This window comes from Actinoplanes sp. NBRC 103695 (genome assembly GCF_030269485.1).
In the GTDB taxonomy this organism is placed as follows: domain Bacteria; phylum Actinomycetota; class Actinomycetes; order Mycobacteriales; family Micromonosporaceae; genus Actinoplanes.
Window position 1 is genome coordinate 464,245 of the sequence record NZ_BSTL01000001.1, and the last position, 25,771, is coordinate 490,015.

Annotated in this window: 10 protein-coding genes; all 10 read right to left on the reverse strand. The window is 72.4% G+C overall.

Translation table 11 applies throughout. The features are described from left to right. Positions 1–32 precede the first annotated feature (32 nt). Positions 33–1,061, reverse strand: a complete 1,029-nt coding sequence (locus QSK31_RS02005; protein WP_285680324.1) for a hypothetical protein — start codon at positions 1,059–1,061, stop codon at positions 33–35. 17 nt (positions 1,062–1,078) lie between these two features. Continuing rightward, positions 1,079–18,379: a DUF8616 domain-containing protein gene (locus tag QSK31_RS02010; protein WP_285680325.1), complete on the reverse strand. Its 17,301-nt coding sequence runs from the start codon at positions 18,377–18,379 to the stop codon at positions 1,079–1,081. Positions 18,380–18,394: 15 nt separating this feature from the next. Further along, on the reverse strand, positions 18,395–18,721 hold the full coding sequence (locus QSK31_RS02015) for a hypothetical protein (RefSeq protein WP_285680326.1): 327 nt from the start codon (positions 18,719–18,721) through the stop codon (positions 18,395–18,397). After that, positions 18,718–19,140, reverse strand: coding sequence for a YbaB/EbfC family nucleoid-associated protein (locus QSK31_RS02020; RefSeq protein WP_285680327.1), 423 nt, complete (start codon positions 19,138–19,140; stop codon positions 18,718–18,720). The genes QSK31_RS02015 and QSK31_RS02020 overlap by 4 nt, the downstream gene beginning before the upstream one ends. Positions 19,141–19,262: 122 nt before the next feature. Beyond that, a complete protein-coding gene (locus QSK31_RS02025) occupies positions 19,263–21,800 on the reverse strand; it encodes a hypothetical protein (RefSeq protein ID WP_285680328.1) in 2,538 nt (845 codons plus the stop codon). 33 nt (positions 21,801–21,833) lie between these two features. Further along, positions 21,834–22,202, reverse strand: coding sequence for a hypothetical protein (locus QSK31_RS02030; RefSeq protein WP_285680329.1), 369 nt, complete (start codon positions 22,200–22,202; stop codon positions 21,834–21,836). 65 nt (positions 22,203–22,267) lie between these two features. After that, positions 22,268–22,558: a WXG100 family type VII secretion target gene (locus QSK31_RS02035; protein ID WP_285680330.1), complete on the reverse strand. Its 291-nt coding sequence runs from the start codon at positions 22,556–22,558 to the stop codon at positions 22,268–22,270. A 13-nt stretch (positions 22,559–22,571) separates the two neighbouring features. Beyond that, positions 22,572–22,889, reverse strand: coding sequence for a WXG100 family type VII secretion target (locus QSK31_RS02040; RefSeq protein WP_285680331.1), 318 nt, complete (start codon positions 22,887–22,889; stop codon positions 22,572–22,574). Between the two features lie 53 nt (positions 22,890–22,942). Next, positions 22,943–24,343 (reverse strand): type VII secretion protein EccB, encoded by a 1,401-nt coding sequence (gene eccB / locus QSK31_RS02045; RefSeq protein WP_285680332.1) that lies wholly within the window; start codon positions 24,341–24,343, stop codon positions 22,943–22,945. Between the two features lie 2 nt (positions 24,344–24,345). After that, entirely contained in the window at positions 24,346–25,740 is a 1,395-nt protein-coding gene (gene eccD / locus QSK31_RS02050; RefSeq protein ID WP_285680333.1) for a type VII secretion integral membrane protein EccD, read from the reverse strand. Positions 25,741–25,771: the final 31 nt, after the last annotated feature.

The window sequence follows — 25,771 nt, forward strand, 5'->3', positions numbered from 1 at the left end:
GACAAGGACGACGGACGGCCGGGCGGCAAAGTTCACCCGCCGGTCGCATAGAGCCGGGTGAGCGCCCGATGCACCGACACGGTGTCCACCGCGGGCGGCCGGTATCCGGCCGCGCGGATGTGCGCGAGCAGCCCGGAGTCGGGGGCCAGGGCGTGTTCGGTGAGGTAGTAGCCGGTCGCCTCGGGCCAGACCCAGCGGCCGTCGGTGTGATAGGCGACCGGCACCACGGCGCCCCGGGCGGGATCGGCCACGTCCTCGGTGCGCTGCGGGCTGACCATGAGGGGAGTGCCCGCGCCGAGGTAGCCGAGGACCTCGGCCCGTTCGCCGTCGGACAGGGCCGGCTCGGTCTCGTCGAAGACCCGGGCCATTCTGATCTCGGGGGCCGGCACCGAGGCGTACAGCAGAGCGCCGAAGCCGAGCGCGGTCCGCTGGAAGGCGGGCAGGGCGCCGGGCTCGCGGAACACCTCGACCTGCGGGTCGGTCTCGCCGGCGGCGGTCAGCGCGTCCTGCAGGACCGGCGCGACCCGGACCAGGCTCTCGTCGGCGGCGTCGCCCTGCACCAGGTAGATGCGGCGCGGTGGCGGCCACGGGGTGTTGTGGGCGGGGAAGCGCCAGGCCCGCCACACGCCGAGGATCGGCACGCCGCCAACGTCGCCGGCGGACACCGCGGCGCGGATCGACTCGTCGATCGGGTCGGCGTGGCCCGGTCCCTCGTACGGCGCGGTCAGGTCCATGCTGTACGGCACCGCTTCGCCGTACGCGTCGAGGGTGTCGGGGCCGACGGGGGCGAGCCCGAACCAGCTCTGCGCGTCCGTCTCCGAGCGTTCCAGGGCGGCCACCACCTCGGCGTCCGCGCCGGCCGCGTCCAGGGCGGCGGCCAGCAGGCCGGCGTCGGCGCCGGTGACCGCGATCCGGCCGGCCAGGGCCGCGAAGGTGACCGCCTGGGCCACGGCGCCCACGTCACCGTCGGCGAGCCAGCGCCGCGCCTCGGCGGTGAGCTCGTCTGGCAGCCGGCCGGCGGTGCGCAGCAGCAGCCCGTGGAAGGCGGCGATCTCGGTCATGGTCTCTCCTCGGGATGTCACTCGTTGCCGGCCCGGGGCCGGGTGGCCTCGTCGATGACCCGGGTCAGGTCGCGGACGGTCGTGCCGGGCAGGACGGCGATGCGTTCGATCTCCTGGATGAGCGTGGCCTCGTCCCGGCCGGCGGCGGGCAGCCGGACGGCCAGCCGGGCCCGGACGGTCGCGTCGATCAATGCGGTGCGGGCGGCCGGGTCGGCGGGCACCGGGCGGTCGAGCGGGTCGGGGATCGGCGGGCCGGCCTCGCCGGCGCCGATGGCGACGTAGGTGGCGTAGAACGCGTCCAGGTTCCGGTAGTGCTGCCGCAGGCCGGTCCACCAGGCGTCCTCGGCGGTGTTCCGGCGGGCCAGCAGATCCTCCCAGTCCTGACGCAGGCCGGGGTCGTCGCTGCCCCGCGCCCGGTAGCGCGCGCCGGCTTCCGCGTCGGCGGCGTCCACGAAGGTCGTGGCCAGGTCCTTGAGGCGCTCCTCGGCGTCCACCAGCGCGGCGAAGTCGTCCTTGGCGGCCTGTGGCGCGCCGGCGTCGAGCCCCAGGATGCGCCGGGCCTCGGCCAGCCCGACCCGGACGACCACCCGCACATGCCGGCCGCCGTCGTCCGCGACCGGGTCGCGGCCGAGGATCTGCCCGGTCAGCCGGCCGGCCAGCAGCGGGCGGGTGACGTACTCGATGAGCACCGAACGGTCCTCGGGCTTGACGTTGCCGAACGACGTCGAGCCGCTGTCCTCGCCGGTGGCCACCGCGGCCGTGTCGTCGCTGGCCGGCCCGGTGCCGGTGCCTTCCAGGGCCTGGTACGGGTCGCCCATGTACCCGCGCCCGAGCAGCAGCCGCAGGAACCGGTTGGACACGTCCTGCCGGTTGATCCCGGTGCCGCCGCTGGTCGCGACCTGGGACACGTGTTCGCGGTAGACGGTCGAGTCCATCCCGGCCAGCCGCACCGCCACCGGCTCCAGGCCGAGTTTCGGCAGCAGCGTACGCATCCGCCAGTCCGCCCCGGGCACAGCCGGGAAGTCGATCTCGTCGGCCAGCAGCGGCGCCGCGTTGGGCAGGAGCACGTCGGGGCTCAGGCCGGCGCGCACCTGATGCGTGCCGACGTAGCCGTCGGTGTGCAGCCGTTTGGCCCCGTCGGTGAGCATGGTGCCCGCCAGGTCCTGCAGGGTCGCGGCCGGCCCGATGTCCTCGGGGCTGAGCCGGGGCGGGACCAGCAGCCCGTTGCGGGTGGTCCAGCCGGGCTCGGGTCCGGCGGCGGCCCCGGGCCGGTACGCCTGGGCAGAGTCCAGCGCCGCCGCGGGCCGGGAGGTGGCCGCGGTCCGCAGGTCGCCCGCCCAGCGGTCCAGCGTCACGTTCTCCCGGAAGGTGACCGTCGCGGAGGCGACGCCGCGGTGGTGGACCCGGAGCCGGAAGGTCGGCCGCAGCCGGATCCGCGCCTTCACGCCGCGCGCCGAGCTGATCGTGACCTCGCGCTGCTCGGTCTCCACCGACGACGTGTGGCCGACGATGTGCGCCGACGACTGCTGCAGGGCGCCGCCGATCGCGGCCTCCTTGCCGTGCGGGTTGATCACGCCGCTGCCCGCCGTGCCCGCCTGCGCCATGAAGCCGCGGGCGGTGCGGATCAGCCGGTTGAGCCCGCGGGTGCCGACGGTACGGACGTCGATGTCGTCGTGGTCGGCCTGAAAACCCTCGAAGACCAGGTCCTCGGTGAGCTCCGCCTCGAGCCGCACGTCGTACAGATGCTGGGTGATCTTGCCGGTCTCGGCGTGGATCAGCGAGACGCCGCCGTCGAAGAGGCTGCCCCAGTTCCGGACGACGCCGTTCTTGCCGAGCATCCGGTGCATCCGCCGCCGGTTGAGCATCCGGTCGGCCAGGCCGCGACCGGTGAGCCGGTCGAGCACCGGCTGGAGCAGTTCGGCCTGGGCCGGGTCGGCCGCGATGGCCTCTTCGACGGCCCGCCGGGCCGGCCCGATCAGCGACGGGACCGTGCGGAAGACCTGCAGTCCCTGGCCGGCCGAGCGGCCCGGTGGCAGGGTCAGCCGTTCGCCCTGAACCTGTGCGGTGAACGCGGGACGCGACGGTGGCCGGCGCGGCACCCGGGCCGGGTCGTCGTCGGCGCCGAGCAGACCCAGCCGGATCGCCTCGGCCTCGCTGATCCGCAGGTAGACGCCGTTCTCGACGGTCGCGCTGTGCTGGATCGACTTGTGGTGCTCCCAGCTGCCCGGCTGCATCGGGCCGGGCAGCAGCGACTTGGGGAACCGGGCCGGGTTGGTGACCTCGGCCGCGGCGGTGACCCGCAGGTCGGCGACGATCAGGTAGGTGCGGTTGCGGCCCTTGCGGTTGTTCACGTTGCGCTCGGTGAAGCCGCCGACCTTGGCGCGCTTGCGGTTGAGCTTGTACTTCACGACGAACTGCAGACCCGCGTACGCCTGCGCGCCGCCGCCGTAGTGATCCTCCGGCCGGCCGGGTTTGCGCAGCGAGAGCGCGGCCATCAGCCGGGCCAGGAATTGCCATTCGCGGGTCTTCGAGCCCCACACCTGCGCGCCGCCGCCGGGCGCGTTCTCGCTGGTCGTCTCCGCGTAGGCGTCGATCAGCCGGGGGTTGACGATCCGGGTGGCGACCGCGAGGTCGAGGCGGCCGCCGTCGTCCTCGGTGGTCAGTGGCTCCGGGCTCCAATGGTCGTCGGCCATCGCGCCGAGGTTGGCCGCCTGCCGGTGGACCGTGAACTGCTCGTTCAGCTCGGTCCACAGTGGCATGCCCTCGGCCAGCGCCTCGTCGGCGCGCAGGCCGGCGAGCTGCCGGTGCGATCCGTAGGCCTGGGTGTCGCGGGCGGTCCGGCGGACCAGATCCCGCAGGCGCGCGGCGCCGGGCATCGACTCGACGTACTGCCAGTCGGTGACGGCCGGGGCCCCGCCGGCCGGGTCGTCCACGTAGTCGCGCAGGGTGCCCAGGTCGGTGCTGGTCCGGCGGTGCAGCTCGCCGTCGACCGGGTCGGTCACGCCGACCGGGAGGTCGGTGGCCTGGTCGGGCACCGCGCTCTTGGAGTAGAGCACCCGCACCGGGTGGTTCTCGGCCAGCCGGTAGGCGGGAACCCGGCGGCCGCGTACCCGGACGTGGTGGGGCCGGGTGCCCTCGACCACGCGAGCGGACGTCGGCTTGACGGTCCGGCCGAGCCCGACCCGGCTGCGGCGGTCCCGGCCGAGCGACGTCGTGTACGTGTACACGGTCACCACCAGCCGCAGGTCGCCGGCGTACATCTCGGAGTCCGGGGTGCCGCCGTGCAGCGCCGTGTCCTGGCCGGTGATGTCCACGCCGCCGTCGTTGCCGCGCCGGTGGCCGAGCTCGATCCCGCCGCCGCCGGTGATGCCGGTGTTGACCACGCCGCCGGCGAACCGCCCGATGTACGCGCCCTCGGCGGCCACCGTCCCGCGCCACTGGCTGCCGGCCGCGATCCCGTCCTGCTCGACGGTGCCTTGGAAGTTGCGGACGGCCACGCCCGGCTTGGTGCCCCGATACTCCAGGTCGCCGGGGTGCACGGCCCGGACCTGCACGACCATGTGCCGGCGGCGGAACAGCCCGGTGCGGGTGAGCACCGCCCCGATCCCGCCGTTGAGCAGCGCGGTGTAGTTCTGCCGCAGCGCCGGCACGGACAGCACCCGGTCCAGTTCGGCCTGGTTGCGCTGCCGTTCCGCGGCCGAGCTGGCCAGCCGCATGTGGCTGGCGACGCCCACGGTGCGGAACTTGGGCAGGAAGCCGCCGCCGACCCGCCGGATCAGCCGGTCGGTGTTGCCGATCATCTGCCGGAACTGGCTCATTCCCAGCGGCATCGCGTGCCCGCCGGCCGTGGCGAAGTCGGGCGCCGGCCGGGGTTCGATCCCGGCCGGGGCGGGGCCGGGATGCGGCAGCCCGAGCAGCTCGTCGGCGACGGTGGTGGGGAGCCGGGTGAGCACGGTCAGGTCGAGCGTGATCGGCCCGGCGGTGCGCGGCCGGAACCGGGGGTGGCGGAACGCGTTCAGACGTACGCCGGGCTTGATCGTCACCCGGATCGTCATCTCGGCGAGGGTGTTGGGGATGTCCTTGAACTCGGTGCCGGTCCGGCTGGTGCTGGTCTGCTTGGCCGAGGCGCGGACGCTGCGCCGGAAGCCGAGCGAGAACCGGGCCTGCACCCAGGCCAGTCCGAAGCCCCACCGCATCGGCACCACGCTGCCGCCCGCGCCGACCTGGCTGACGTGCTGCTCCTTGCTGCTCTGACTGACGCCCGGCTGCCACCGGAAGGACGACTTCCCGATGTCGTAGACCTTGCGGATCCGGGTGACCTCGGCGCCCAGCTCCAGGCTGAGCGCCTGCCGGCGGGACGGGCTGAGGATCAGCGGCGAGTGCGCGGGGCTCTCCGCGGCCGGCATCAGCTGCCCGAGGAGATTGGCCTCGGTGATCAGGGCGCGGACCTGCTCGCGGCTGAGGGTGCCGGGGTCCACCACGCCGGTCCGCTCGAGCCGGCGCAGGATCTCCTCGGCGGCGTGGTTCCAGGACAGGTCCCGCTCGGTGTCCGCGAACCGGGCGTTCATGATCCGGACCGCGCTGGTGTTCTCGACCAGCGTGCTGATGTCGAAGTCGGCGGCCACCCGCTCGTTGTCGGCCGGCGTGGCCAGGGCGATGTCCTGGAGCGCGTGGAAGGACACCTGGGCCGTGATGTCGCCGTCGGCGGGGGCCTCCGCGGCGGTGGCCGGCACCGGGGCGGGCGGGTGGCCGGGCTTGGTGGCCCGGATCGTGAACCGGACCGGGGACGTCACCCGGTCGGCCCGTTCGCCGCCGCGGACGTTGTGCGAGTCGAACAGGGTCGCGCCGGACTCGGTGTTCTCGGTGGCGGCGGCCAGGGCCACCTCCGCGGTGAAGCCGCCGCCCGGACCGTACCGGCCGCCGATCATCACGCCGGTGCCGAAGGTCAGGTTCTCGCCGCTGGTGGCGCTTTCGACCACGGCGGTGGTGGCGTCGTTGCGGGTGTCGTACCTGGTGCCGTCCCGGCGGGTGAACGTCTCGGTGCCGGTGAGCCGGGTCGGCGCGACCGTGACGCTGTGCCGGCGCCCCCAGCCGTCCTTGACGTCGAAGGTGCGCCCGCCGGTCACGAAGAACGACTGCAGGTCGGTGCGCAGCGCTTCCTCGATCGCCGCGGTGTCCACCGAGACGCCGTCGCGGCCACCCCAGGTCAGCCGGGCCACGTGCGGCCGGATCCGAGCCCGGATCTGAGCCTTCGCGGCGTCGGCGACCTGGGTGACGAGGGCGTCCAGGTCGGCCACCCCGTCGGCCTCGTAGAGCAGCTCCGGGCGCTGAATGTACTGGCCCATCTCGGGCGGCGAGACCAGGGTCAGCCCGGTGCCGTCGTCCGGCGCGTCCCGGGCGGTGATGCCCTCGAACGCGAACTCGTCGTTGAGCGTGTCCCACGACTCGCTGTCGCCGGTGAACAGCTGCCAGGCCTTGCCGCCGACCGAGATCGGCTCGCCCGGATGCGTGACCGTGCCGACCCGGACCTGCCCGTCCGGGGTGAGCACGTCCTGGCGGGTGGCGACCGACAGCAGCCGCGCGAACTCGGCCGACACCTCGCCGTTGTAGCAGGCCAGCAGCGTGATCGTGCGGTCGCCGGGGATCGGGCCGAGGATCTGGGCGACCTGGTCCGGCGACAGCCGCACGGTGCCGCCGTCGCGGGTCGGCACGCTGACCGCGGGCGGGCCCTCGCCAGGTGTGCCGTGGACCATGACGACCGGCCCCTTTCCGGCCGGCCCGGTTCCGTTCAGCACCGCGCGATCGCCGATCCGCGCCAGGTCGTCGTCGGAGAGCAGGGTGAGGCCGTCCCGGCCGTCCGGGCCAGGTCGCAACAGCAGGGGTACGCCGTCCGCGAGCCACTCGCCGTCCGGCGTCCGGGACACCTCCGTGGTGACCGGCGTGGCCGGGGCCGGCACGTCGGCCGGGGGCGCCCAGACCAGCGTGACCGGCTCACCCGGCGCGAAGCGGATGAGTGGCTCGCCACCTTCCCGGTGGCCGCCGACGATGGCGTCGAACATGGCCTGGTCGGCCGGATCGTCGAACCGGGCCGGGTCGGTGGGATTGTCGCGGCTCCAGCGCATGTGCGCGCCGTGCATGACACCCATGTCGGCGGCGACCATCAGGTCGACGACCTGCCGATAGCTTGCGGCGTCGAGCTCGGCCTCGCCCGGCCCGCCGTCGCTGGCCGGGCCGGGCACCCGGATGTCGAAGACGTCGTGGTCGCCGGTGATCGGGACGAACCGGTTGCCCGGGCCGCGCAGCCCGAGAACGCCGTGGTGGATGCCCATGGTGCCGCCGCTGACGGCGGCGCCCACCTTGGGCGCGAGCCGTTCGAACTCGGCGGTCCGCTGGTCGAGCCGGTTCTGCAGGGCCGTGCGCTCGGCGCCGGTGGCGTCCGGCGGGATGCGCATGACGGTGGTGTCGTCGAGACCGTGGGCCGGAGCGCCGTCCGGCCGCATCAGGCTGACCAGGCCGACCGTGCCGGGGCTCGCACCCAGCCGTACGTCCAGCGTCGTGATGGTCTTGGCCTTGACCGGCTGCGGTTTGAGACCGGCCAGGCCGTCCGCCCAGTGGACTACCGCGGGGTTGGTGGGCCGGACGTAAACGGCCAGGCCGTGCTCGTCGGCGAAGTTCTGGAACCGGCCGGCCGACCGTGGTGGCATCCCGTACCGGTCGCGCAGGGTGGCCGCGTCGGGGTTCGCCAGCGTGCTCGGCCGGGCCGCCGGGCCGGCCGGGACCGTGGTCAGCGGCGTGCCGCGGACGCCGTCGCCGACGGGTGCGGCGCCGGTGCCCGCGGCGGGGAAGTCGCGCTCCCGGTTCCACACCGTCAACTGATCATGGAAGGTGGCCCCCTCGGGGGTGACCGGGAGCGGCACCTCGTCACCGACCGCGACGAAGCTGGACTGGAAGTCGTCGAGCCGCCGGTAGTGGTCCTGGAGAGCCGCCCACCACTCGCTCTCCCGGGCGTTCCGGGCGTCCACCAGATCCTGGTCGGGGTCGCCCTGATAGCGCGCCCGGGCCTCGGCGTCGGCCGCGTCGACGAACCGGTCGGCCAGCCGCGTGAGGTCCGCCGAGCCCCGGACCAGCGCCTCGAAGTCGTCCTTGGCCTGTTGCGGGGCGCCGTCGTCGATGCCCAGGACCCGGCGTGCCTCGGCCAGCCCGGTCCGCACGACGACCCGGACCTCCTTGCCGGTCCCGTCCGCCTCCGGGTGCCGGCCGGTGATCTGGTTGGTGAGCGTGCTGGACATCTCGGGGCGGGTCACGTACTCGATGAGCACCGACGGGTTCTCCGGCTTGACGTTGCCGTACGACGTCGCCCCGGAGTCCTCGCCGCTGGCCACCGCCGCGGTGTCGCCGCTGGCCGGACCGGTGCCGGAGTTCTCCAGCGCCTGGTACGGGTCACCCATGTACCCGCGGCCGAGGAGCAGCCGCGGCATGTGGCTGCGCACGTCCTGCTGGGTCATCGCGGTGCCGGTGTTGGTGGAGGTCTGCGAGATGTGCTCGCGGTACACCGTGGCGTCCAGGCCGGCCAGCCGCGCCCCCACCGGCACCAGCCCGAGCTTGGGCAGTGCCGACCGCATCCGGGCGTCCGCGCCGGGCACCGCCGGGAAGTCCAGCTTGTCGGCCGACAGCAGTTGCGCCGTGTTGGGCAGGAGCACGTCCGGCGTCAGGCCGGAGCGGACCTGGTTGGCGCCCGGATAGCCGGGCTTGTGCAGCCGGTCGCTGCCTTTGGCCAGCATGTCGGTGGCCATGGCCTGCAGCGTCCGGGCGCCACCGAAGTCCTCGGGGGTGAACCGCGGCGGGATCAGCAGCCCGTTGCGGATGTCCCAGCCGGGTTCCGGGCCCTTGGCCGCGCCGGGCTTGTAGGCGCCGGGTGAGCGCAGCGGCGCCGGGCGGTGCGACGTCTCGCTGGTCCGCAGATCACCGGCCCAGCGGTCCACGGTCACGCTCTCCTGGAACGTGACCGTGCCGTCCGGCAGGACCGGCTTGCCGCGGTGATAGACCTTGATCTCGAAGGTCGGCGTGAGCACGATCCGCGCCTTCACGCCGCGGGCCGAACTGATGTTGTTGTCCCGGGTCTCGGTCTCGATCGCCGAGGTGTGCCCGGTCAGGTGGGTCGAGGCGTACTGGTGACCGGCGCCGATCGCGGCCTGCTTGCCGTCCGGGTTGATGATCGCGCTGCCCGCGGCGCCGGCGAAACCCTGACCGCCGCGGGCGGTGCGGACCACCTCGGCCGAGCCGCGGGTGCCGACCGTACGCACGTCCACGTCGTCGTGGTCGGCCTGGAACCCGTCGAAGACGATCTCCTCCTTGAGGGTCGCTTCAAGGCGTACGTCGTACAGGTGCTGGGTGACCTTGCCGGTCTCGGCGTGGATCAGTGAGACGCCGCCGTCGAACAGGCTGCCCCACGACCGCTTCACGCCGCCCTTGCCGAGCGTCTGGAGCATCCGGCGCCGGTTCAGCATCGGGTCGGCCAGGCTTTTGCCGGTCATCGAGTCCAGGATCGGCCTCAGGTGCTTGGCCTGCCCCGGGTTGTCCGCGATGGCCTGCCGCAGCGCCTCCTTGGCCGGATCGACCAGCGACGGCACCTTCCGGAAGACCTGCAGCCCCTGGCCGGGCGAACGACCCGGCGGCAGCGTGACCGTCACGTCCCGGATCCCCGGGTTCGCCGGCGGCGCGGTCAGCAACCCCATCGCGATCGCCTGCGCCTCGGTCACCCGCAGGTAGACGCCGTTCTTGACGACCGCGCTGTGCTGCACCGTCTTGTGATGCTCCCACCTGCCCGGCTGCAACGGACCCGGGACCATCGACTTCGGGAAGCGCGCCGGGCTGGACACCTCGGCCGCGGCCGTCACCCGCATGTCGGCCACCACCAGGTACGTGCGGTCGCGGCCCTTGCGGTTGTTGGAGTTCCGCTCGGTGAAACCGCTGACCTTGCCCTTGCCGCGGGTGAGCTTGTAGCTGAGCAGCCGCTGGTAGCCGGCCTGCCCGGTCGCGCCACCGCCGAACCTGTCCTGGTCGGTGCCCGGCTTGCGCAGCGACACACCGCCGACCACGCGGGCCAGGAACTGCCGCTCCCGCGTCTTCGAGCCCCACACCTGCGTCCCGCCGCCCGGCGCGTTCTCGCTGGTCGTCTCGGCGTGCACGTCGACCAGCCGAGGGTTGACGATGCGGGTGGCCACGGCCACGTCCAGCTGGCCGCCGTCGTCCATGGTGGTCAGTGGCTCCGGCGACCACTGCGCCTCGGTCATCGTGGCCAGGTTCGCGGTCTGCCGGTTGACCGTCATCCGGTCGGTCAGCTCCGACCAGATCGGCATGCCCTCGGTCAGTGCATCGTCGCCGCGCAGGCCGCCCAGCTGCCGGTGCGACGACCGCTCGCCGTAGTTCTGGGTGTCCCGGGCCGCCTGCCGGACCAGGTCCAGGGTCTCCTTGGCGCCCGGCATCGACTCCACGTACTGCCAGTCGGTGACCGTGGTCTCGCCGTCGTCGGCCGGCCGGTCCACGAAGTCCCGCATCGTGTCCAGATCGGTGGCGGTCCGGCGTTCCAGGTCCCGGGTCTCGCGGGCCTGGACGGTCATCGGGTTCGCGTCCAGGGCCGCCTGCGGCACCGCGCTCTTGCTGTAGAGGACCTCGACCGGCTTGCTCTCGGTCAGCGTGTAGCGGGGGATGTCCTGGCCGCGGACCCGGACGTCGTCCCGGGTGAACGCGGTGCCGAGGGCGGGCTTGGCGGGCTTGGCCGTGCGCCCGAGGCCGACCCTCGACCCCGGGTCGTGGCCCGGGGCGGTGCGGAAGGTGTAGACCGTCACCCTGAGTTCGAGCTGACCCGCGTACGCCTCGGAGTCCGGCGTTCCGCCGTGCAGCGACGTGTCCTGGCCGCTGGTCTCCACCCCGCCGTCGCGGCCCCACCGATGGCCGGCCTCGACGCCGCCGCCGATGGTCAGGCCGGTGTTGACCACGTTGCCGGGAATCCGCCCGATGAACGCGCTCTCGACCGCCACCGCGCCCCGCCACTGACCGCCCGCCGCGACCCCGTCCTGCAGGCCCGACGACTGGAAGTTGCGCACCGCCACACCCTTGCGCTCACCGGCGTAGCGCAGTTCGTCCGGATGCACCGCCTCGACCCGGACGACCGTGTGCCGGTCGCTGAACAGGCCGGTTCGGGTGAGTACGGCGGACACGCCACCGTTGAGCAGCGCGGTGTAGTTCTGGCGCAGCCCCGGGACGGACAGGACCCGGTCCAACTCGGCCTGGTTGCGCTGCCGCTCCGCCGAGGAACTGGCCAGGCCCATGCGCTTGGCCACCCCATCGTTGCGGTACCGCGGCAGGAAACCCCCGCCGACCCGCCGGATCAACGTCTCGGTGCTGCCGAGCAGACCCCGGAACCGGCCCATCCCCAGCGGCATGGCGTGGCCGCCGTGCTGCGCGTACGGAGGTGCGGGCTTCCCCGGTGTGTCCTCCGTGGGCGGGGCCGGGCTGCCCGGGTCGGCCGGCGTCGGCGGATTGAGGAGCTCGGCCAGCTTGTCCTGGGGGAGCCGGGACAGCACGGTCAGCTCCACCTCGATCGGGCGGGCGCCTGCCGGCCGCGGCATCGGATGGCGGAACGCGTTGAAGCGTACGGCGGGATCGATTTTGACCTTGATCTTCATCTCGGTCAGGGTGTTGGCGATGTCCTTGAACTCGGTGCCGGTCCGGGTCGTGCTGGTCTGTTTGGACGACGTGGTCGTGTTGCGGCGGAAACCGGCCGATATCCGGGCCTGCACCCAGGCGAGCCCGAAGCCCCACCGGATCGGCACCACACTGCCGCCCGCGCCGACGTTGCTGACGTGCTGCTGCTTGCCGGTCTCGGTGATGCCCGGCTGCCACCGGAACGACGACTTCGCGATGTCCGCGACCGTCTTGATCGAGGTGACCTCGGCGGTCATCTCCAGGCCGACCGCCTGCCGCCGGGACGGGCTCAGGATCAGCGGCGAGTGGGCCGGGCTCTCGACCGCCGGCATCAGCTGGCCGAGGATGTTCGGCTCGGTCAGCAACGACCGCACCTGGTCGCGGCTCAGGCTGCCGGTGTCGACCACACCGGACGCCTTCAGCTGGTGCAGGATTTGCTCGGCGGCCTCGTTCCAGGTGATCGTGCCGTCGGCGTCCGGGTCGAGCTTGGCGTCCTTGATGCGGATCGGGCTGGTGTTCTCGACCAGCGTGGCCACGTCGAACTCGCCGGTGCGGCTCTCGTCCCGGGGCCTGGACGTGGCGATGTCGTCCAGTGCGTAGTAGGAGATGTCGGCCACGATCGCGTCGCCCGCCGGGGGAGTCGCGCTGTGCATCGGGGGCGCCGCCGGTGGGTGGCCGGGCCTGGTCGCGGTGACCGTGAACGACGTCGGGGACTCGACCAGGTTGGTCGTGCCGCCGCCCCGGACGTTATGCGAGTCGAACAGGGTCGAACTCGACTCGGTGTTCTCCGTCGCCTGGGCCAGCGCCACCTCGCCGGCCACCCCGCCGCCCGGGCCGAAGCGGCCGCCGATCGTGATGCCGGTGCCGATGGTCAGGCTCTCGCCGGAGGTCTGGGTCTCCCGCATGGCCGTGGTGGCGTCGACGCGGGTGTCGAACTTCGTGGCGTCCTGGCCGATCCAGGACTCGGTGCCGGTGTGCCGGGTCGGGGCGACGGTCACGCTGTGCCAGCGGCCCCAGCCGTCCTTGACGTCGAAGGTGCGGCCGCCGGACACGAAGAACGACTGCGGGTCGGTGCGCAGGGCGTTCGCGATCGGGGTGGTGTCGACCGAGATGCCGTCGCGGCCGCCCCAGGTCATCCGGGCCACGCTCGGGCGGACCTGGGCGCGCACCTTCGCCGTCGCGGCGTCGGTGATGTCCTGGATCAGCCGGTCGGGGTCCTTGATCCCGGCGGCGTCGTAGAGCAGGTCGGGATTCGTGGCGTACTGACCGAGCTGCTCCGGAGTGGCCTTCGGCAACGCCGGCGCGGGCGTGGTCTCCGCCTCGGGCGCGGTCTCCGTCTCCGCCTCGGGCGCCGTTTCCCTCGCTGCTTCGGGCGCGGTCTCCGTCTCCGGCGTCGCTTCCGTCTCCGGGGGTGGCTCGACCGAGCCGGCCATCCACTTGGCGAAGCGGGAGAGCGGGTTGTCGCTCGGTGGTGGCGGCGCCGGGGCGGCGTGAGGCACCAGCGCGTTGCTCTCGTCGGTCATCCAGCCCATGCGCGCGAAGTTCTCGGCGAAGGTGCGGTCGTAGCCGGAGAGATCCTCGTTGCCGTACTGGGCGAGCAGCCGATAGATCAGGTTCGGCCCGGTGAGCACGAAGGCCGTCTCACCCGGGTTTCCCGCGCCCATGCCGCGGATCATGTCCGGGTCCGGCAACATGGCCCGCAGGTCCTTGACGAACGCCATGCCCGGCGGCGCGACGATGAAGTTGTTGTTCGGCGGATAGTCCAGCCGGCGACGGTACGCCTCGGCCAGGCCGTCGGGATCGGCCAGCAACCCCTCGACGTCACCCCACGGCAACGGGTTGTCGCTCTCGTTGGCCCGGTTGATGAAGTCCGCGAGGTCGTCGCGGTCCCGCCAGAAACCGGCGATGTACGGGACATCGGTGTCGGTGTTGCTGAGGGAGTATCCGTCGCGGGGCAGGTCGATCGAGCCCGGGGCGATGTCGATGTCGACGTACATCCCGCCGAAGTTGTCCAGGATCCCGTACCGGAGGATGTCGGCCGCCATCGACCAGCCCTTGATGTCCAGGGCGGCCTGGACCTTGTCCTGCGTCGCGTACGGATCGCCGTCCGGGAAGAGGATGCCGGTGTCCTGGACCCGGCCGCCGGCCCGGGCGAACGGCCCGTCCAGGAAGGCGGCATTGGCCTGGCGCGTGGCCGGATCGGTCCACAGCACGGTCGACCAGTCCTTGGCGTCGGTGGTCCTCGCCCAGTCGAGGAGGTTGGCCTGCGCGGACGGGCTGAGCTTGGCGCCGCCGACCCAGATGAGGTGAGCGATCGGCGGCACGTTGGGGTCGCTGCCCGGCCGGCCCATCACCGGCGGCGGCATGGCCGCGTCCGGCGGCGGCCCATCGGGTGCCGGGTCGGGTGCCGGGTCGGGGCCGACCAGATCCGTCGGGGTGTGGGTGGGCCAGTCCGGCAGCGCCGCGTCGCCGAGGTTGGTGGGCAGGAAGTACGCATCGGCGTCGTCCGGCCAGACGGCCAGGTCACCGGACTGACCGTCGAGGTAGAGCACGTCGCCGCCGTGGTTGACGACGTTGAAGGCGTGGGTGATGTTCTTGCCGTCCTGGCGGATCACCACGATGCCGCGGGCGCCCGGCCCGGCCCGGTCCACGACGGTGGTGAGCGAGTCCCGGTCGGGGACCGCCAGCAGCGGCCCGCCGGTGTAGTTGAGCAGGTGCTGCGCCGGGCTGTGCGGCGTCGGCGGCACGATCTGCAGGCCGCCGCCGGCCAGGACGTCATCGACCACCGTGGCGATCAGCACGCAGTTGGTGAGACCCTCGCCGCCGTCGTTGCGGGCCGGGTTGACCATCGGCAGCCAGTCCAGGTCGCGGCGGACCAGCTCCGGGTTGATCGGGATCGTGGTCGGGCTGTCGGCGGTGACCGGGCCGGTCGAGGGCGCGCCGGTCATCCACCTGGCGAACCGGCCGAACGGGTTCTTCGGGGTCGTGGTCGCCGGCGGCGGAGCCTTGCTGGTCGATGGGACCAGGGAGTTGCTCTCGTCGGTCATCCAGCCCAGGCCGGTGAAGTTCTCGGCGAACTCCAGGTCGTAGGTCGAGTGGTTCTCGTTGCCGTAGTCGCTGAGCACCTGATAGATGACGTTGGGGCCGGTCAGGACGAAGGCGGTCTCGCCCGGGTTGTCGGCGCCCCTCGTGCGGATGGTGTCCGGGTCGGGCAGCTTGGCCCGCAGATCCCGGAAGAACCTCATCCCCGGCGGCGCGACGATGAAATTGTTGTTCGGCGGGTAATCGAGCCGTCGCCGGTAGGCCTCGGGCAGGCCGTTCGGATCGGCGAGGAGCTCGTCGAGGTTGTTCCAGGGCAGCGGGTTGTCGCTCTGGTTGGCCCGGTTGATGAAGTCCGTGAGGTCGTCGTTGTCCCGCCAGAACCCGCCGACGTAGGGGACGTCGGTGTCGGTGTTACTCAACGCGTAGCCCTGCGGCGGCAGGTTGATCTGCCCCGGCGCGATGTCGATGTCGACGTACATGCCGCCGAAGTCGCCCAGGATCCCGTACCGCAGGATGTCGGCCGCCATCGACCAGCCCTTGATGTCCAGGGCGGCCCGCACCTGGTCCCGGGTGTTGTAGGGGTCGTCGTCGTGGAATAGCACGTCGGTGTGCTGGATCACGCCGCCGGCCTGCTCGAACGGCCCGTTCAGGAAGGCGGCGTTGGCCTGTTCGGTGGCCGGGTCGGTCCAGAGCACCGTGCCCCAGCCGCTCTCACTGGTCTTCTTCGCCCAGTCGAGCAGGTTGGCCCGCGCGGACGGACTGAGCGTCCCGCCGCCGACCCAGATCAGATGCGTCGTCCGCGGAACCGTCGGGTCCGTGCTCGGCTTCCCCATCACCGCCCCCGCCGGCGGCACCACCGCCTCGGGCTCAGGCTCGGGCTCGGCGGTCGTGGGCTCGGGTGTCGGGCCGGCTGTGGGCTCGGGTGTCGGGTCGGTCGTGGAGGCGGGTCCCGGGGTGTCGCCGGGCCGGTCGGTGAGGGTGAGGCCGGTGGGGTCGTCCGGGGCGTCGATCGCGGTGATGCCCTGGAAGGGGCCGCCCACGTCGTTGACCACGTCCCACGGATCGCCGTCACCGGTGAACAGCAGCCACGGCCGATCCCCGACCGAGACCGGCCGGCCGGGCCGCGTCTCGGCGCCCACCCGCACATCCCCCGACGGCGTCAGCACCTCTCGCCCGGTCACCTCGGACAGCCGCTGCGCGAAGCCGGCCGAGACCTCCCCGTCATAACAGGCCAGCAGCGTGATCGGCGCATTCTCCGGGGTCGGGCCGAGGATGTCGGCGACCTGCTCCGGCGTGAGCGGGACGCTGCCGGTGCTGCCGTCCGGGTTACGGGTCGGCGCGCTGACCGTCGGCGTCCCGTTGCCCGGCGTGCCGTGCACCATGACCACCGGCCCCCCGGTGGGAGGCAGCACCGGCCGTCCGCCGATCGACGCGAGGTCATCGCCGGAGAGCAGCGTGATGCCGTCCCGGCCGTCCGGCCCGGGCGTCACCATCACGGGTACGCCGTCAGCAAGCCAGACACCGTCCTGACTACGCGTGACCTCCACCGGCGGCGTAGTCGTCCCGCCATCCGTCGTCGTGGTCTCATGCGGCCCGGTCTCGGTGCTGCTGGCGTCCTTCGTGGTGGTGCTCGTCGTGTCGCTGTCGCTTTCGGTGCCGGTCGTGTTCGTGTCAGCGGTGTTCGTTTCGGGTGAGCTGGTGCTTTCACTCGTGACCGGGCTCGGCTCGTTGCCGGAGCTGCTGGTGTCCGTGGTGGTTCCGTCAGCGGTGACCGGCTGCGGTCCGGACGTGCTCTCGCTGCTGGTCGTCAGCGGATCCTGGCTCGAGTTGCTGCTCATGTCGCCGGTCGTCGAACTCTGCGACACCGGCTGCGGCTTGCCGTCCCCGGACTGCGACGCCCCTTGGTTGGAGCCACCGGACGTCGACGGATGCTGCCCCGGCGATTGCTGCCCACCCGGCGGCGGCGTTCCTTGCCCACCCGGCGGCGGCGCCGCGACCGGCGGAGGCGGTGCACCTTGCGCGACGGGCGGCGGCGCTCCCTGAGAAACAGGCGGCGGAGCCCCGTCCTGGGACGTCTGCTGTTCGGGTGGTCCGTCCTGCGAGGTCTGTCGCTCGGGCGGTCCGTCCTGAGTGGACGACTGTTGTGGTGGCGGATTGTCGTTGGCCGGCTGCTCCTGTGGGCCGTCCTGGTTGTCAGGCGGCGTCTGCTGGTTGTCGGGCGGCGCCTGTTGGTTGTCGGGGGGCGTCTGCTGGTTGTTCGGGGAGGAGGTGTCGGTGTTGGGCAGTGCTTCGGTGGGAGGCGATTGAGGGACGTCGGTGATCGTGGACGGGCTGTCCGTCGTGGAAGTCTCGGGCGTGGGGGACTTCTCGGTCACCGGGCCGTGGGGCGGCGGGCCGTCGCCATCGCCTCCGCGGTTGTCCCAGTCCTCGCGCATGTTCTTGCCGAACTTCTCGCCGGCGAACTCCACCGAACCGGACGTCAGGCCGGACAGCGCCGCGCCGTGGATGTTCCCGCCCGTGCTCCAGTCGATCTCCTCGCCCTGGCTGATCGCCCACAGGATCTCGGTGAGCACCTCGGTGCTCATCTCGTGCGCGGCGTTCTCCGCGTACTCCTTCATGAAGTTCCCCGCCTGCACGTGCGGCGGCGGCTTCGGCGTGGGCGTCGAATCCGGCTTAGGAGCAGGCGTGGGGTCCGGCTTGGGCGTGGGTGTCGGGTCCGGTTTGGGCTCGGGCTTGGGGTCCGGATCGGGCTTGGGCGTGGGCGTGGGATCCGGTTTGGGGTTGGGGGTCACGTCGGGCTTGGGGATCGGGGTGGGGCCGTCGGGCTTCGGCTTGGGATCGGGCAGGCCGTCGAGGACGTCGTCGCCGAGGCCGTTCTTGCCGAAGAACTTCTTGAACAGGTTGGCCAGCCCGCCACCCGCCCCGCCGAGCAGCAGCCCGACCGCGCCACCGAGCGAGCCGACCGCGGCCGAGTCGCTGACCTTGTCCCAGTCGATGTGGTCGCGGTGCCCCTCGCGGATCTGGATCGCCTGCACGACCAGGTCCATCAGCACCTGCATGCCGATGCCGACGACCTGGGAGACGACCACCGCTACGATGGCCCGGGCCAGCCAGGCCCAGATCTTGAACCGGCCGACCAGGAACCGGGCGGCCATCGCGGACAGCGATCCGGGGAAGAAGAACGCGATCGCCATCGCGATCATGAACTCGATCATCAGCTCGATGAGCGTGGCGATGATCATGTACTTGGCGTACTCGACCTCGGTGGCCGCGCCGTCCATGTCGTCGCCGAGCCGATTCACGTAGCGCGACGACAGGCCGATGAAGCCGGGGTCGTTGGTGTACTGCTGCAACGCCTCGACGACCGCGGTGTTGGACTGCCCCTCCACCGCGTCGTCGATCTCGGTGATCGCCTTGCCGAACAGCGGCAGGATCTTGGCGATCTCCGCTGCCGCATCCCGATGGACCTGGGCGAGCTGCCAGAGCTTGTCCTCGTCGGAGCCCGGGAACTGTTCGCCGGACAGCCAGAACTGGAAGTTGTTCAGCTCGTCGGACACGTCCATGCCCATAGGGAGGCTCCCGCGTCAGTGCGGGTTGTGGCCGGCGCCGGCCTCGGCGGTGGCGCTCTCCTCGACCTTGGCGAAGAAGTCGGCCATGTCCTTGGTAGCGCCGACATCCCCCTCGCTGGCCCGCTCGATCATCACGAGCAGGCCCTTGGTCGTCTCGGGGGCCTGGGTGACCAGCTGGGTCACGTACTCGTCGAGATCGGAGTTGCGGTGGTGCAGCACGACCTGGCCGACGTTCGCGACGGCCGTCTCGTAAGCCAGGATCGCGGCCTTGATCTGCTCGGCCGCCCCGCGCAGCGCCGGGCTGTTGAGCGCCTCGGTGTCGACGCCGACGGTGCCGCTCACGGCTGGTCCTTCCGGCCCTGACGCGGCTGCTTGGCCTCGTCGAAGACCTGGGTGATCTCGCGCAGGGTGGCGTCGAAGTCGACCGGTCCGGTGAGCATGTCGAGCACCGGCATTCCGGCCGGCAGGAGCTCCGCGAACAGGCTGGCCGCCTTGCGCCGGGCCTCGTCCTGGGCGGCGCGGATGGTCTCGACGATCAGTGTGCCGAGCTCGGCCGGCGCCATCGTGCGGTACGCGCCGGTCAGGAACTTGACCTCGGTCGGCTCGCCCTGGGCGTTCACGGTGACGGTCACCGCACGGTTCTTCGAGGTGACCGTGGTGGTGGCCTCGGCGATCCGCGCCTCGAACCCGGCCACCTTGGCCTTGTGCTCCTCGAACTCGGCCATGGCCTGTTCGAGCCGGTTCTGCAGGGGACTGCTCACGAACGCCTCCTCATCGTCGTCGGTGACCTCCCGCCCGGAGGTGGAAAGCCGTGGTGGCGGCCCGCCCTGGGGGAGCGGGAAGCCTCGGCGGCCCGGTCCGGGGGAGCGGGCCGCCGATCGGGCTAGTGGCCGCGGGCCCGGCCGCCGCGGGCCGGGGTCTGCGGCCCGGTCGGCTGCTTGGGAGCCGGCGCCCACGGGTCGCGCTCGTCGCGGTCGCCGTCGGTGTGCCCGTCGCGGCCGATCACGGCGGGCGAGACGTCCGGGTCGGTGCCCCAGACCTCCTCGTCCTCGGCCAGCCAGGTGGTGCGCTCGCGCTCCTTGTCCTGCCCGCCCATCGCGCCCGGGGGCATCATGGGCGGCATCATCGGGGGAACGCCGCCCGCGCCGAGCCCGCCCGCCGCCGGCGTGGCGCCGCCGCCGGCCAGACCGCCGGCGCTCGATCCGAGCCCGCCGATCGGGGTGCCGTCGGCGTTCAGTCCGCCACCGGCGGGGGTGTAACCGGGGTAGCCGCCGCCCTCGAAGCCGCCGCCTCCACCGCCGCCTCCGCCACCGGCCCAGGCGCCGTTGCCGCCGTACGCGCTGGTGCCGAAGTCCATGCCGGTCTCGCCGGGAACGGTGCCCAGCGGCCCGATGTGCATCCCGCCGTTGGAGGGCTGGTTCGGCGTCCACGGGGTGAGGGAGCTGCCGTCGCCACCGAAGCCGAGACCGCCGCCGTCGTCGCCGCTGCCACCGATGTCGCCGATGCTGTTGCCGCCGCCCGGGGTGAACTCGGCGCTGCCGCCGCCGGAGAAGCCGCCGCCACCCGCCCCGCCGCCGGCGAAGCCACCGCCACCGCCACCGGCCGAGCCACCGCCACCGGGGGCGAACTCGAAGTCGCCACCGCCGGAGAAGCCGCCGCCGCCGTTGTTGTCGCCGATCGAGCCGAAGCCGCTGCCCCCACCGGGTCCGCCGGTGGCGCCGGCCGAGGAGAAGTCCGGTGTCTCGCCGGTGGCGTTGCCGAAGTTCGGCGGGTTGTTTCCGCTGCCGTTGCCCGTGATGTCAGACCGGTCCACATTCGACGGGGTGAACTCGAAGTCGCCACCGGGCGTACCGCCGCCGGACATCCCGCCGCCGGACCCGTTGCCGTCTCCGCCCTCGGCGAAGTCGTCGAGGCCATCGATGTCGAAGTTGCTCCCGCCGCCGGCGCCGTCGCGGTTCCCGTTGGCGCCGCGGCCGCCGCCCCCAGGCGTGAAGAAGGCGCTGCCGCCCCCGCCGCCGCCGAAGTTGCCGCCGCCGCCGGCGCCATCACCCCCGCCGCCGTTGCCGCCGCCGGGAACGAACTCGAAGTCGCCGCCGCCGCTGTTCCCACCGCCGCCGCCCCCGCCGCCACCGGTGAAGTTGCCGCCCCCACCGTTCCCGCCGCCACCGCCGCCGTTGTCACCCCCGCCGGTGAAGTTGAAGTTGCCGCCTCCGCCGCCGCCGCCTCCGCCGCCGTTCCCATTGCCGTTCCCGTTCCCGTCACCCGGGTTGAAGTTGAAGTTCCCGCCGCCGTTGTTGCCGCCGCCGTTGTTCCCGTCGCCGAGGAAGTCGTTGATGTCGATCTTGCCGTCGCCGTTGGTGTCGGTGATGCCGCCGTTGTTGCCCCCGCCGCCCGGCGGCTGCTCCGGCTTCGGTCCCGGCTTCGGCACGAAGGTCCGGGTGTCGTGCATGTTCAGCCGGGTCTTGTCGAAGCTGTCCCGAAGCAGGGCGAACTGGGCGGTGATTGCCTGGTCGAGGATGCCGACGTTGGTCTTCCAGAAGTTCTGCATGTCGGTGTCGAGCTGCCCCCACGAGTTGCCGTCGAGGATGTTGTAGTCCTTCGCTCCGTTGCCGAAGTTCAGGTTGAAGTTCCACACCGTCAGCGTGCCCTCGTAGGCGGGCTGGCTCTTGAGTTTGTCCGCCTGGTCCTTCATCTGGTTGGTGACGTCGCTGATCATCTTCGCCGGGTCCGGCTTCTGGCCGAAGTCGTGCCAGGCGGCGGCGATCTTCTCCCAGAACGTACGGACCGCGGCCGCGTTGTCGTGCAGCATCTGGGTCCAGTCCTGGTTGGTCTTCAGGTCCTTCTGGAGCAGCATGAGCTCGGCCTTCAGATTCTCCAGCGTGTTCATGAACGCTGCTGCGGCCGTACCCTTGAAACCGCTGTCGTCCTCACCGACCTTGCCGATCTCGGTGTTGATCTTCTGGATCGCGGTGCCCAGCCAGGACCAGAGGTTGTAGTAGGTCTCCGCCGCCTGGTCCAGCGACGACGAGTTCAGCACGCTGCCGCCCGTGCCGCTGGCCAGCGCGGCGTCGGTGCTGGCCACGAACTGCTTGTACTTCTCGTGCGGGGAGTCCGCGCCGCCCATGTGGTAGTTGACGTCCCCGTCGAAGATCAGAACCTTGTCCGGGTTGGCTATCTGACCGGTCATGTTGGCGCCGGTCGGGCCGACCACCGAGTGGGTGTACGAGCCGCCGTCGAGCTTGCGGAACACGTTGAACTTGTTCGGGTCGGTCTGCGGCGCCGGCTCACGGCCCTCCGTACGCGGGGGGAAGACGGTGATCCACTTGGGGCCGATGAACTTGGTCCGGTCCATCGGCCCGGCGTCGAGCACGATGGTCAGACCTGATTCCCAGGGCTTGGTGGTGTCCAGCGGCTGCGTCATCGTTCTTCTCCAGGCGGCGGGGGGAGACCAGGGTCAGACGGTGGTGGGCGGTGCCGTGATCGAGCCGTAGTCGGCCAGGGACATGTTGGTCAGCTCGACCTCGTCGCCGGACTCGAGGATCTGGTCGAGCCGCTGCGCGTAGGTGTCGAGCTTGCCGTCGAAGGCGCCGAGCTTGCCGTCGACCTGGGTGCCGACCGTCGTGATCTTCGACTTCAGATTGACGCCGGCCTGGAAGTTCTTGCCGCCGGGCACCACGGACAGGGCGTTCAGGGGGTGGCCGTGCGGGTGGGCCTCGTCGCCCGGGTTCACGCCGCCGCGGACGATGGAGATCTGGTTGCGTACGCCCAGCAGCACGTCACGTACCGTGCCGATGAACGCTTCGTCGATCTTGATCACAGCCATGCCGTCTCCTCAGGGGTAGGGAGGGTACGGACGGGCCTTGCCGCCCGTACCCGGACTGCCGTGGGTCAGCTCGGGAAGAAGCCCGCGCCGGTCACGTCGGCGTTGACGTAGCCCTCGCCGATCCGGCCCAGGCTGGCGCCCTTGATGCCGAGCGCGGTCTCCATCTCGGTCATGCCCTGATTCCAGAGGATCTGGGCCTGGCCGTAGTTCTCGATCGCGAGACCGCTGTTCATCGCCTTGAAGTGCTCGGCCGCCGTCGTGAGGTCCTGGAGCGAGGCCTTCAGCTTCTCGGTGATCTGGCGGAGCGCCGCCACGCCGTCGTCACCGACGCCCGGGTTGTACGAGTAGTTGGGCATGACAATCGTCCTCTCAGGTCCAGCTCGCGGAGACTTCGCCCTGGGCGGCGAGCGCGATGTTGTCGTCCTCGGTGCTGGCGGTCAGCTTGGAGAACTTGACCATGCTTTCGTCGATCATGTTGAGCGCGTTGTGGATCTTGACCAGGCCGTCCATCCACTCGTCGAGGCCACCGCTGAAGGTGCCCGACGCGTGGCCGGTCCAGCCGCCGGCCAGCGAGGCCTGAGTGCTGCTGACCGAGCTGTGGGCGGCGTTCTGGTCGTCGGCCGCCTTCTTGAAGGCGTTGATGAGGGCGATCGTCGACGCCTCATCGATGTCCAAGTTGCCTGCCATCTACCTCTCCCTGAGGTCGAAAAGGACGGTGCGGTCCGGGCGGCGGGCCGGTGTCATCCGAGCACCATCGCCGTCCCCAGCGCGGGCCCGGTCGGCAGCAGGTCGAGCAGCCGAGGCGGGACCGGTCGGGTGTCCGTGGCGGCGAATCCGAGGCGGGCGGCGGAGTCGGTGTCGGTCACCGGGTACTTCACGCCCGCGTCGGTCACCAGGTAGCGGACGGCGCCGAGCGCCTGTCCGAAGCGGCCGGCGGCGACCAGCCCGCCCTGTCCGGCCGCGACCGACACCGCGGTCGCGGTGCGCGTGGTGCGGCGCAGCGCGATGCCGTCGACGACCAGGCCGGTGGTACTCACCGGCCGGTCGGCGGCCAGCTCGACCCGGCCGTCGGACATCCGGTGCCGGGCGCACCAGGTCGTCCCGGACGGCGCCTGACCGATGATCCTGGGCAGGTCGCCCGGGATGCCCTCGGGCAGCACCGGCGCCTGGGACGCCGCCATCTGGGCCAGACCGGCCAGGCTGATCTCCCGCGGCCGGACCGGCCCGCCGTACAGGCGAGCGGTCTCCGGGTCGGCGGTTGCGATCGCGTGGGCCAGCGACCCGAGCGGCGCCAGCCCGTCCGCCCGCAGCAGGTAGTTGCGCTCGACGCCGTTGGCGTCCCGCGCGGTGAACAGCTCGCCGATCCGGGACGGCTGCCCGTCGATCGCGGGTCCGGCCGAGCCTCGCCCGGCGACCGTGAGCGGTGCCAGGTCGGGCCCGGCGGGCACCGTCTCCAGCCAGCTGTCCTCGACCGGCAGGCCCGGCCCGTCGGCGCCGAGCACCCGGGGCAGCCAGGCGGTCATCAGCCGGAGCCGGTAGCCGCGCCACAACAGGAAGCGCCGATCCCCGGCCGAGGCCAGCACCGCCTCGTCCGGTCCCGGGCCGGCGGCGCTCGGCGCGTCCGGACCGGTGATCGCCAGGGTCGTCGCGGTGGTCGTACGCCCGGTCTGGTCCTTGGCCGACGCGGCGCAGACCGTCCACACCTGCCCGGCCACCCGCCCGGCCGCGGGAATGGCGTCGGGCGCGCCGACGATGCCCAGTGGCTGCCCGTGCGGCACGTCGGCCAGTGACCGGCGTGACACCGAGACGACCTTGGGCTCGGCCGGGAACAACAACCGGGCCGAGGTGTAGTTGAGCACCGGCCGCAGCTTGCCGCCGGCATACAGGTACCTGCTGCCGCTCTCCTTCTCGACGACCAGCACGCCCGGCTTCTGCCAGCTGCTCGCGCCACCCGGCTTGAGCAGGCCGTACACGGTGAAGCCGGCCACCACCAGCGCGGCGACCAGGATGCCGGAGACGGTGCCGACGACCATCCGCCGGTTCGGGTTCTCGGACGCGTCGGCGTCGGCGACGACCAGCGCGGTGACCAGCCGGCTCCAGACGAACGACTGCGCCTGGACCTGGTCGCGACGGGACTGCACGCTCAGCCCCCGATGGCCCGGGCGAAGCCGTACAGGTCGGTGACCGCGGCCAGGATCGGCAGCATCGCGACCGTCCCGAGCAACTGGGTGATGTCGCCGATCCGGCCCCAGATCGGCATCAGCCGCTGCTCCGGCAGGTGCCGCGCGACCAGATAGAACAGCAGCACGAGCAGGGCCACCGAGCCGGCCGCGACCGGCAGCCGGACCACCGCCGGGGCCTCGGCCAGCGCGGTCACCGCCGCGGCGACCAGCCCGGCGATCGCGGGCGCGGTCACCGCGAGCCGGTGCCAGCCGCTGGTCATCGGGCGCGCCGCCAGCAGCCTGACCAGCGCGACCAGGCCGACCAGCGTGTACTCGGCCCAGCCTCCACCGGGCGCGAGGATCAGCAGCGCCGCGATGGCCACTGCGGCCAGGCCGAGGTGCAGACCGGTCATATAGCCGTCGGCCACCGCGGCCCGCCGCATCAGCGGCTCGCTGGGCTCCGGGTCGATGTCCTCCTGGAGCTCCTCGGGCTTGGTCGGCAGCGGGTTGAGCCGGATCCGGGCCAGCCGGAACGCGGTCACCGGCACCGCGGCGGTGACGACCGTGACGACCACCGCGACGATGGCGGCGGAGTCCGAGGCGGCCAGCCCGGCGAAGGCGGTCAGGCCCGCCCCGAGCGCCGTCAGCACCCCGGCGATGACGACCGCGGCCGCCGCCGGCCCGGCCCGGCCGACCAGCACGCCGCCGCCGAGGCCGAGCACGGCCAGGATGACCGCGGCCGTGAACACCTGGGGGCTGTCGAAGCGCAGCGGCGCGGTGGCCAGGCCCTCCGGCGCGATCAGGCCGGCCAGGCCGCCGAAGGCCAGGCCGCCCGCCGCCGCGACCAGCCCGAACAGCCGGTCCCCGAAGGACCGCGTGAAAATCGCCCCGGCACCGGTTAGCAGGAGCGCCAGCACGCCGGCGACGATCGCCCGGGGCAGCGCAGGCCCGGTCGCGGCCAGGACGAGCACGCCGGTGCCGAGGGCCACGGCCGTGCCGCCGGCCGCCGCCCAGTGGGTCATCTCGGGCCGCCATGCGCCGGGCCGATGGAGCACCCCGGTCGCCAGGCCGTCGGCCAGATCGTCGAAGTGCACCGGCGGGATCTGGTCGGCCCGCGGGCGCAGGTGCAGCACGGTGCCGTCGGTCAGGCCGGCCGAGCCGACCGTGGCGTCCTCGTCCAGCGGGACGCCGCCGAGCCGTTGCAGCACCCAGCCGCCGTGGCCGAGGCCGGTGTCGGCCAGCCCGTCGCCCAGCTGTCGCAGGAGCACGGGCATCAGGTCGGCGACGACGACCGGGGGCGGCACGGCGATCTCGAGCTGTCGGTCCGGGCCGCACACGACAAGCCGGCACATTTCCGCCGGCGCGGTGACGGTCATGCAGAGCAGACGGGCAGCCGGAGGCATTAGT

What these genes read in the sequence shown, in the direction of transcription:
- QSK31_RS02005 (WP_285680324.1), bottom strand. Translation starts at nt 1,061, where the DNA reads ATGACCGAGATCGCCGCCTTCCACGGGCTGCTGCTGCGCACCGCCGGC.
- QSK31_RS02010 (WP_285680325.1), bottom strand. Translation starts at nt 18,379, where the DNA reads ATGGGCATGGACGTGTCCGACGAGCTGAACAACTTCCAGTTCTGGCTG.
- QSK31_RS02025 (WP_285680328.1), bottom strand. Translation starts at nt 21,800, where the DNA reads ATGACGCAGCCGCTGGACACCACCAAGCCCTGGGAATCAGGTCTGACC.
- QSK31_RS02030 (WP_285680329.1), bottom strand. Translation starts at nt 22,202, where the DNA reads ATGGCTGTGATCAAGATCGACGAAGCGTTCATCGGCACGGTACGTGAC.
- QSK31_RS02035 (WP_285680330.1), bottom strand. Translation starts at nt 22,558, where the DNA reads ATGCCCAACTACTCGTACAACCCGGGCGTCGGTGACGACGGCGTGGCG.
- QSK31_RS02040 (WP_285680331.1), bottom strand. Translation starts at nt 22,889, where the DNA reads ATGGCAGGCAACTTGGACATCGATGAGGCGTCGACGATCGCCCTCATC.
- eccD (WP_285680333.1), bottom strand. Translation starts at nt 25,740, where the DNA reads ATGACCGTCACCGCGCCGGCGGAAATGTGCCGGCTTGTCGTGTGCGGC.